This window comes from Neisseria sp. P0021.S006, assembly GCF_051956895.1.
In genome coordinates this window covers 1-448 of sequence record NZ_JBQCWZ010001252.1, presented here as the reverse complement: position 1 = coordinate 448, position 448 = coordinate 1, and the positions used below count along the sequence as shown (strand labels likewise).

At 45.1% G+C, this 448-nt stretch carries 1 protein-coding gene; it reads right to left on the bottom strand.

The window, feature by feature from the left end:
* On the bottom strand, nucleotides 1-442 hold a 442-nt coding region (rplC, locus tag ACTHUM_RS19730), incomplete at its 3' end, for a 50S ribosomal protein L3 (protein WP_440403973.1).
* Between the last annotated feature and the right edge of the window lie 6 nt (nucleotides 443-448).

The following is a 448-nucleotide window of genomic DNA, read 5'->3' as shown; positions in this document are numbered from 1 at the left end:
AACCATGAACACGGTGAGGACGGGAGGTACCGTTGGAAGTACTTTGAGCACCGAAGTTATGACGTTTGATCGTACCAGAGAAACCTTTACCTTGATAGGTACCGGTTACAGCTACCAATTGACCAACTTCAAACATGGAAACGGTAATTTCATCACCGACTTTTAATTCAGCCAGCTTTTCTTCAGGCAAAGCAAACTCAACCAAACCGCGACCACCTTCAACACTCGCTTTAGCAAAGTGACCGGCTTCAGTTTTGTTGACACGATGAGCTTTTTTCTGACCAAAGGTAACTTGTACAGCAGTGTAGCCGTCAGTATCTTTGGATTTCAATTGTGTAACGCGGGTGGCAGACATATCCAAAACAGTTACCGGAACAGAAACACCCTGTTCGTCGAACACGCGAGTCATACCAAATTTGAGTCCAAACAGAACGCAAGTAATGCGTAG